This is a genomic window from Rhodobacter capsulatus (genome assembly GCF_003254295.1).
GTDB classification, from domain to species: Bacteria; Pseudomonadota; Alphaproteobacteria; order Rhodobacterales; family Rhodobacteraceae; genus Rhodobacter; species Rhodobacter capsulatus.
On sequence record NZ_QKZO01000009.1, the window covers coordinates 156,318 to 165,217 of the forward strand.

The 8,900-nt window shown below is 62.7% G+C and carries 6 protein-coding genes; all 6 read left to right on the forward strand.

Features of this window, described 5'->3' with window-relative positions:
• Nucleotides 1-12: 12 nt before the first annotated feature.
• Entirely contained in the window at nt 13-4,251 is a 4,239-nt protein-coding gene (gene rpoC / locus LY44_RS13960) for a DNA-directed RNA polymerase subunit beta' (protein ID WP_055209135.1), read from the forward strand.
• A gap of 113 nt (nt 4,252-4,364) precedes the next feature.
• Nucleotides 4,365-5,189 carry a glycosyltransferase gene (locus tag LY44_RS13965; RefSeq protein ID WP_055209136.1) on the forward strand — a complete coding sequence of 275 codons (825 nt, stop codon included), beginning with the start codon at nt 4,365-4,367 and terminating at the stop codon, nt 5,187-5,189.
• A gap of 260 nt (nt 5,190-5,449) precedes the next feature.
• Entirely contained in the window at nt 5,450-5,821 is a 372-nt protein-coding gene (gene rpsL, locus LY44_RS13970; protein WP_010399029.1) for a 30S ribosomal protein S12, read from the forward strand.
• 12 nt (nt 5,822-5,833) lie between these two features.
• Nucleotides 5,834-6,304, forward strand: coding sequence for a 30S ribosomal protein S7 (gene rpsG / locus LY44_RS13975; RefSeq protein WP_055209137.1), 471 nt, complete (start codon nt 5,834-5,836; stop codon nt 6,302-6,304).
• Between the two features lie 9 nt (nt 6,305-6,313).
• Nucleotides 6,314-8,440, forward strand: a complete 2,127-nt coding sequence (gene fusA, locus LY44_RS13980) for an elongation factor G (protein ID WP_111396037.1) — start codon at nt 6,314-6,316, stop codon at nt 8,438-8,440.
• A 63-nt stretch (nt 8,441-8,503) separates the two neighbouring features.
• The coding region (locus LY44_RS13985) for a GTP-binding protein (RefSeq protein WP_146707221.1) at nt 8,504-8,900 on the forward strand (397 nt) is incomplete at its 3' end.

Here is an 8,900-nt window from a genome sequence, read left to right on the forward strand (position 1 = left end):
AGGAAAGATCTGATGAACCAGGAAATCACCAACAACAACCCGTTCAACCCGCTGGCGCAGCCGAAGGCCTTCGACGAGATCAAGATCTCGCTCGCTTCGCCGGAACGGATCCTCTCGTGGTCCTATGGCGAGATCAAGAAGCCCGAGACGATCAACTACCGGACCTTCAAGCCCGAGCGCGACGGCCTGTTCTGCGCCCGCATCTTCGGGCCGATCAAGGACTACGAGTGCCTCTGCGGCAAGTACAAGCGGATGAAGTATCGCGGCGTCGTCTGCGAGAAATGCGGCGTTGAAGTCACGCTGCAAAAGGTCCGCCGCGAGCGCATGGGCCATATCGAGCTGGCCTCGCCGGTGGCCCACATCTGGTTCCTGAAATCGCTGCCCTCGCGCATCGGCCTGATGCTCGACATGACGCTGCGGGATCTGGAACGCATCCTTTACTTCGAAAACTACGTCGTGATCGAACCCGGTCTGACCGAGCTGTCCTATGGTCAGCTTCTGACCGAAGACGAATATCTGGATGCGCAGGACCAGTTCGGCGCCGATGCCTTCACCGCGAATATCGGTGCGGAAGCGATCCGCGAGATGCTCTCGGCGATCGATCTGGAAGCCACGGCGGAACAGCTGCGCGAGGAGCTGAAGGAAGCCACCGGGGAACTCAAGCCGAAGAAGATCATCAAGCGGCTGAAGATCGTCGAAAGCTTCCTTGAATCGAAGAACCGTCCCGAGTGGATGATTCTGACGGTGCTGCCGGTCATTCCGCCGGAACTGCGCCCGCTGGTGCCGCTCGATGGCGGCCGGTTCGCGACCTCGGACCTGAACGACCTTTACCGTCGCGTCATCAACCGGAACAACCGTCTGAAACGGCTGATCGAACTTCGCGCGCCCGACATCATCGTGCGCAACGAAAAGCGGATGCTGCAGGAAGCGGTCGATGCGCTCTTTGACAACGGCCGTCGCGGCCGCGTCATCACCGGCACCAACAAGCGGCCGCTGAAGTCGCTCTCGGACATGCTCAAGGGCAAGCAGGGCCGGTTCCGTCAGAACCTTCTCGGCAAGCGCGTCGACTTCTCGGGCCGGTCGGTCATCGTGACCGGGCCGGAACTGAAGCTGCATCAATGCGGCCTGCCGAAAAAGATGGCGCTCGAGCTGTTCAAGCCCTTCATCTACTCGCGCCTTGAAGCCAAGGGCCTGTCGAGCACGGTGAAACAGGCGAAGAAACTGGTCGAGAAAGAACGTCCCGAGGTCTGGGACATCCTCGACGAGGTGATCCGCGAACACCCGGTGCTGCTGAACCGCGCGCCGACGCTGCACCGTCTGGGCATCCAGGCCTTCGAGCCGATCCTGATCGAAGGCAAGGCGATCCAGTTGCACCCGCTCGTCTGCTCGGCCTTCAACGCCGACTTCGACGGCGACCAGATGGCCGTGCACGTGCCGCTGTCGCTGGAAGCGCAGCTTGAGGCGCGCGTGCTGATGATGTCGACGAACAACGTTCTGTCGCCCGCCAACGGCGCGCCGATCATCGTTCCGTCGCAAGACATGATCCTTGGGCTTTACTACACCACGATGGAGCGCAAGGGCATGGTCGGCGAGGGCATGGTCTTCGCCTCGGTCGAGGAAGTCGAACATGCGCTGACCTCGGGCGTCGTGCACCTGCACGCCAAGGTGAAGGCCCGGATCAAGCAGATCGACGACGAGGGCAACGAAGTCTGGAAGCGCTACGACACCACGCCGGGTCGGGTGCGTCTGGGCGCGCTGCTGCCGCTCAATGCCAAGGCCCCCTATGATCTGGTGAACCGCCCGCTGCGGAAGAAAGACGTGCAGAACGTCATCGACACCGTCTACCGCTACTGCGGCCAGAAGGAATCGGTGATCTTCTGTGACCAGATCATGGGTCTGGGCTTCCGCGAAGCGTTCAAGGCGGGCATCTCGTTCGGCAAGGACGACATGCTGATCCCCGAACGCAAGTGGGAGATCGTCGATGCCGTGCGCGATCAGGTCAAGGAATTCGAACAGCAATACATGGACGGTCTGATCACCCAGGGTGAGAAGTACAACAAGGTCGTCGATGCCTGGTCGAAATGCTCGGATGCCGTCGCGGCCGAGATGATGAAGGAAATTTCCGCCGTGCGCGTCGATGACGCGGGCGCCGAGAAAGAGCCGAACTCGGTCTACATGATGTCCCACTCCGGGGCGCGGGGCTCGCCCGCACAGATGAAGCAGCTGGGCGGGATGCGCGGTCTGATGGCCAAGCCTTCGGGCGAGATCATCGAGACGCCGATCATCTCGAACTTCAAGGAAGGTCTGACCGTTCTTGAATACTTCAACTCGACCCACGGCGCCCGGAAGGGTCTGGCCGATACCGCGCTGAAGACGGCGAACTCGGGCTATCTGACCCGTCGTCTGGTGGACGTGGCGCAGGACTGCATCGTGCGCTCGCATGATTGCGGCACCGAACGCGCGATCACCGCTTCGGCGGCCGTGAACGATGGTGAAGTCGTCGCGCCGCTGTCGGAACGTGTGCTGGGCCGTGTCGCCGCCGATGACGTTCTGGTTCCGGGCACCGACGAGGTGCTGGTGCGCAAGAACGAGCTGATCGACGAGCGCAAGGCCGATCTGATCGAGCAAAACGCGATCCAGTCGATCCGCATCCGCTCGGCGCTGACCTGCGAGGCCGAAGAGGGCGTTTGCGCGCTCTGCTACGGTCGCGATCTGGCGCGCGGCACGCTGGTGAACCAGGGCGAAGCGGTGGGGATCATCGCGGCGCAGTCGATCGGCGAACCCGGCACGCAGCTGACGATGCGGACCTTCCACATCGGCGGCATCGCGCAGGGCGGTCAACAGTCGTTCCTTGAGGCCAGCCAAGAGGGCAAGATCGAGTTCCGCAACGCCAACCTGCTGATCAACGACGCGGGCGAGCAGATCGTCATGGGCCGCAACATGCAGCTGGCGATCGTCTCGGAGCAAGGCGAGGAACGGGCGAGCCACAAGCTGTCTTACGGCTCGAAGATCTTCGTCAAGGATGGCGACGCGGTGAAACGCGGCACCAAACTGTTCGAATGGGACCCCTACACCCTGCCGATCATCGCCGAAAAGGCCGGTGTGGCGAAATTCGTCGACCTGATCTCGGGCATTGCGGTGCGCGAGGAGACCGACGAAGCCACCGGCATGACGCAGAAGATCGTGACCGACTGGCGCTCGGCGCCGAAGGGCAACGATCTGAAGCCGGAGATCATCATCGTCAATGCCGATGGCGAGCCGGTGCGCAACGATGCGGGCAACCCGGTCACCTATCCGATGTCGGTCGATGCGATTCTGTCGATCGAGGACGGGCAGGACGTGAAGGCCGGGGACGTGGTGGCGCGGATCCCGCGCGAAGGCGCCAAGACCAAGGACATCACCGGGGGTCTTCCCCGCGTGGCGGAACTGTTCGAAGCCCGTCGTCCCAAGGATCACGCGATCATCGCCGAACTGGATGGCTATGTGCGCTTCGGCAAGGACTACAAGAACAAGCGCCGCATCACCATCGAGCCGTCGCAAGACGGGCTGGAGCCGGTCGAATACATGGTGCCGAAAGGCAAGCACATCCCGGTGCAGGAAGGCGACTTCGTGCAGAAGGGGGACTACATCATGGACGGCAACCCGGCGCCGCATGACATCCTGCGCATCATGGGGATCGAGGCCCTGGCCGACTACCTCATCGACGAGGTGCAGGACGTCTACCGGCTGCAGGGCGTGAAGATCAACGACAAGCACATCGAGGTGATCGTGCGGCAGATGCTGCAGAAGATCGAGATCCTCGACAGTGGCGACACCACGCTTCTCAAGGGCGAGAACATCGACAAGTCGGAGTTCGACGAGGAGAACGCCAAGGTCGAAGCCCGCGGCGGCCGTGCCGCGACGGGCGAGCCGGTGCTTCTGGGCATCACCAAGGCGTCCTTGCAGACGCGGTCGTTCATCTCGGCGGCCTCGTTCCAGGAAACGACGCGGGTGCTGACGGAAGCCTCGGTGCAGGGCAAGCGCGACAAGCTGGTCGGGCTGAAGGAAAACGTCATCGTCGGCCGTCTGATCCCGGCGGGCACGGGTGGCGCCACCACCCGCGTGCGCAAGATCGCGGCCGAGCGCGACAGTAAGGTGATCGAGGCGCGTCGCGCCGAGGCCATCGATGCCGCCGCTCTGGCGGCGCCGATCGACACCGCCTATGGCGAGGACGATTTCGGCCCGGTGGAGACCCCGGAAAGCCGCGATTGATCGGCTGAGCCGACCAAAGCCCCCGCGCAGTCCGCTGCGCGGGGGTTTTCTTTTGCCTTGACCCGTGGGACCGAAGCGGAAATCCTGCCCCGATCAGAACGGGAGCCAGTGTCTTGTCGCCAGAATTTCGCAACCAGATCGTCGGGTTGATCCGCTTTTCCTTTGTCACCACCGGCGATTTCTACCCCGGCTTCGACACCGTCGCGGAGATGAAGGCCTTCCTGTTCGACGAAGCCCGGCTGGAACGCCGCTTCCGCCTGTTCGAGGGCATCTGTCTGCCGGTGCTGAAGGCGCAGACCGATCCCGATTTCACCTGCATCTTTCTGCTGGCACAGGATTTTCCGAAGAAATGGCGCAAGCGGCTCGACAAGCTGCTCGACGGGCTGCCCTTCGTGCAGATCGTCGAGAAACCGCCGATGAACCATTATCAGGGCATCCGCGAGGCCTTCGCCGAAGTGTCACATGCGGGCTTCACCCATCGCACCAGCTTCCGGCTGGATGACGACGACGCGGTGAACCTCAATTTCATCGCGACCCTGCGGGCCTTGGCGGCCAAGGTCCATGCGATTCCCGAGAAGGACGAGCCGATCGGCATTTCCTTCAATCGCGGGCTTTATCTGACCTATTCGAAACAGGGCACGAGCTATCAGCGCGCGGTCGAGCGCACGCCGCTCTCGATCGGCACCGCGCTTCTGGCGCCAGTGTCTTTCGCGGGCAACATCTATGCCTACAACCACCGCGCGCTGGGGCAGGTGCACAACACCTGGATGGATCAGCAGGACATCGTCTATCTGCGCACCCTGCACCGGGACAACAAGTCGAACCCGCATTTTTCGGGCTCGATGGAGCCGGTCGAGAGGGAGCGGGCGGCGGTGCTGTTGCGGCAGAAATTCGGCTTCGATTTCGACCGGATCGAGAGGCTGATGGTCGGCACCTGAGCCGACCGCCGGGGCAGCGCGGTTGACAAGCGGGGCACAACCCCCTATAGCCCCGCCATCCTGTGGACAGATTTGCCCGCGGGAGTCGATTTTCAGTGGTGATGGTCCGGGTCCCATAGCCCGCTCCTCTGGATATCAACCGTTCGGCAGCCTTCGGGCAGCCCGGACGGATTTGGCGTTTCGCGATGGGCGCGGAATGTCGTCGAGAAGTGGCGCACCCCGGTCCGGGTGCGAGTATTGACAGCAGAACGGGGAACCGAATGCCGACGATCCAGCAGCTGATCCGCAAACCGCGGCAGCCCAAGGTGCAGCGCAGCAAGTCGCAGCACCTTCAGTCGTGCCCGCAAAAGCGGGGCGTGTGCACGCGCGTGTACACCACGACGCCGAAGAAACCGAACTCCGCTATGCGTAAGGTGGCCAAGGTCCGCCTGACGAATGGCTTCGAGGTCATCTCCTACATCCCGGGCGAAAAGCACAACCTGCAAGAGCACTCCGTCGTGCTCATCCGCGGCGGCCGGGTGAAAGACCTTCCGGGTGTCCGTTACCACATCCTGCGCGGTGTGCTGGATACCCAGGGCGTCAAAGACCGTCGCCAGCGTCGTTCGAAATACGGCGCCAAGCGTCCGAAATAAGGAGATCACCAGATGTCTCGTCGTCACGCAGCTGAAAAGCGCGAAGTGTTGCCCGACGCCAAATATGGCGATCGCGTGCTGACCAAATTCATGAACAACCTGATGATCGACGGCAAGAAGTCGGTCGCGGAACGGATCGTCTACAACGCGCTCGAGCGCGTCGAAGGCCGCGCCAAGCGCGCACCGGTGGAAGTGTTCCACGAGGCGCTCGACAACGTGAAGCCCTCGGTCGAGGTGCGGTCGCGTCGCGTCGGCGGTGCCACCTATCAGGTCCCGGTCGAAGTGCGTCCGTCGCGCCGCGAGGCGCTGGCGATCCGCTGGCTGATCAACGCCGCCAAGAACCGCAACGAGAACACCATGGAAGAGCGCCTCGCGGGCGAGCTGCTCGATGCCATGAACTCGCGCGGCTCGGCGGTGAAGAAACGCGAAGACACCCACAAGATGGCCGACGCGAACAAAGCGTTCAGCCATTACCGCTGGTAAGGGGTCATCATGGCACGCGAATATCCGCTTGAGCGGTACCGCAACTTCGGGATCATTGCCCACATCGACGCGGGCAAGACCACGACGTCGGAACGCATCCTTTACTACACCGGCAAGTCGCACAAGATCGGCGAGGTCCATGACGGGGCCGCGACGATGGACTGGATGGAACAGGAACAGGAACGCGGGATCACCATCACCTCGGCGGCCACCACCACGTTCTGGAACCGCCAGATCGATCCCTCGTCCGGCGTGGGCGACAAGTCGACGAAGTTCCGCTTCAACATCATCGACACCCCCGGCCACGTCGACTTCACCATCGAAGTCGAACGTTCGCTCGCGGTGCTTGACGGGGCCGTGGTTCTGCTCGACGGCAACGCCGGCGTGGAACCGCAGACCGAAACCGTGTGGCGTCAGGCTGACCGCTACAAGGTTCCGCGGATCGTGTTCGTCAACAAGATGGACAAGACCGGCGCCGACTTCTTCAAATGCGTCCGCATGATCAAGGACCGGACCGGCGCCAACGCCATGCCGATCGTCCTGCCGATCGGCGCGGAAGACAAGCTTGAAGGCATCATCGATCTCGTGACCATGGAAGAATGGGTCTACGAGGGCGAAGATCTGGGCGCGTCGTGGAAGCGTCAGCCGATCCGTGCGGAACTGAAGGACGAAGCCGACGAATGGCGTCTGAACCTTCTGGAAACCGCCGTCGGTCAGGACGATGACGCGATGGAAGCTTACCTCGAGGGCAACGAGCCCGACGAGGAAACGCTGCGCAAGCTGATCCGCAAGGGCACGCTGGCCATCGACTTCATCCCGGTTCTGGCGGGGTCGTCGTTCAAGAACAAGGGCGTGCAGCCGCTTCTGAACGCCGTGGTCGACTATCTGCCCTCGCCCCTCGATGTGCCGCCCTACATGGGCTTCGCGCCGGGCGACGAGACCGAAACGCGCAACATCGCCCGTTCGGCCGATGACGAGCAGCCCTTCTCGGGTCTGGCGTTCAAGATCATGAACGACCCCTTCGTGGGCTCGCTGACCTTCACCCGGATCTATTCGGGCAAGCTGGCCAAGGGCGATGCGATGATGAACGCGACCAAGCAGCGCCGCGAGCGCGTTGGCCGCATGATGATGATGCATGCCATCGACCGCGAGGAAATCACCGAAGCGTTCGCGGGCGACATCATCGCGCTTGGCGGTCTGAAAGAGACCACCACCGGGGACACGCTTTACGATCCCTCGGCGCCGGTCGTTCTGGAAACCATGACCTTCCCGGTCCCGGTGATCGAGATCGCGGTGGAACCGAAGACCAAGGCCGACCAGGAAAAGATGGGCATCGCGCTGGCCCGTCTGGCTGCCGAAGACCCGTCCTTCCGCGTCGAGACCGATGTCGAATCGGGGCAGACGATCATGAAGGGCATGGGCGAGCTTCACCTCGACATCCTCGTCGACCGCATGCGTCGCGAGTTCAAGGTCGAGGCGAATATCGGTGCGCCGCAGGTGGCCTATCGCGAGACGATCTCGCGCGAGCATGAAATCGACTACACGCACAAGAAACAGACCGGTGGTACCGGCCAGTTCGCGCGCGTGAAGCTGGTGATCTCGCCGACCGAGCCGGGCGAAGGCTATTCGTTCGAATCGAAGATCGTCGGTGGTGCGGTGCCGAAGGAATACATCCCCGGCGTCGAAAAGGGCATCAAGTCGGTGATGGACTCGGGTCCGCTGGCGGGCTTCCCGGTGATCGACTTCAAGGTGGCGCTGATCGACGGTGCCTTCCACGACGTCGACTCCTCGGTTCTGGCGTTCGAAATCGCCTCGCGCGCCGCGATGCGCGAAGGCCTGAAAAAGGCCGGTGCGAAGCTGCTCGAGCCGATCATGAAAGTCGAAGTCGTGACGCCGGAAGAATACACCGGCGGCGTCATCGGCGACCTGACCTCGCGTCGGGGCATGATCAACGGCCAGGACAGCCGCGGCAACGCGAACGTGATCAACGCGATGGTCCCGCTGGCGAACATGTTCGGCTACATCAATACGCTGCGCTCGATGTCCTCGGGCCGCGCCGTGTTCTCGATGGAGTTCGACCATTACGACACCGTGCCGGACAACATCTCGGCCGAGATCCAGAAAAAACACGCCTGATGCGACCGGGCCCGGGACGCCCGGGCCCTCTCTCGCGCAGGATCAACGAACCAGGAGGCCATTATGGCAAAGGCAAAGTTTGAACGGAACAAGCCGCACGTGAACATCGGCACGATCGGCCACGTGGACCACGGCAAGACGACGCTGACGGCGGCGATCACGAAGTACTACGGCGAATTCCGCGCCTATGACCAGATCGACGGTGCGCCGGAAGAGCGCGCGCGCGGGATCACGATCTCGACGGCGCACGTGGAATACGAAACCGCGGCGCGTCACTATGCGCACGTGGACTGCCCCGGCCACGCCGACTATGTGAAGAACATGATCACCGGCGCGGCGCAGATGGACGGCGCGATCCTCGTTGTCGCCTCGTCGGACGGCCCGATGCCGCAAACGCGCGAGCACATCCTGCTCGGCCGTCAGGTGGGCATCCCCTACATGGTCGTCTACATGAACAAGG

Coding starts and splice junctions, on each gene's coding strand:
- rpoC (WP_055209135.1), top strand. CDS start 13: ATGAACCAGGAAATCACCAACAACAACCCGTTCAACCCGCTGGCGCAG.
- rpsL (WP_010399029.1), top strand. CDS start 5,450: ATGCCGACGATCCAGCAGCTGATCCGCAAACCGCGGCAGCCCAAGGTG.
- rpsG (WP_055209137.1), top strand. CDS start 5,834: ATGTCTCGTCGTCACGCAGCTGAAAAGCGCGAAGTGTTGCCCGACGCC.
- fusA (WP_111396037.1), top strand. CDS start 6,314: ATGGCACGCGAATATCCGCTTGAGCGGTACCGCAACTTCGGGATCATT.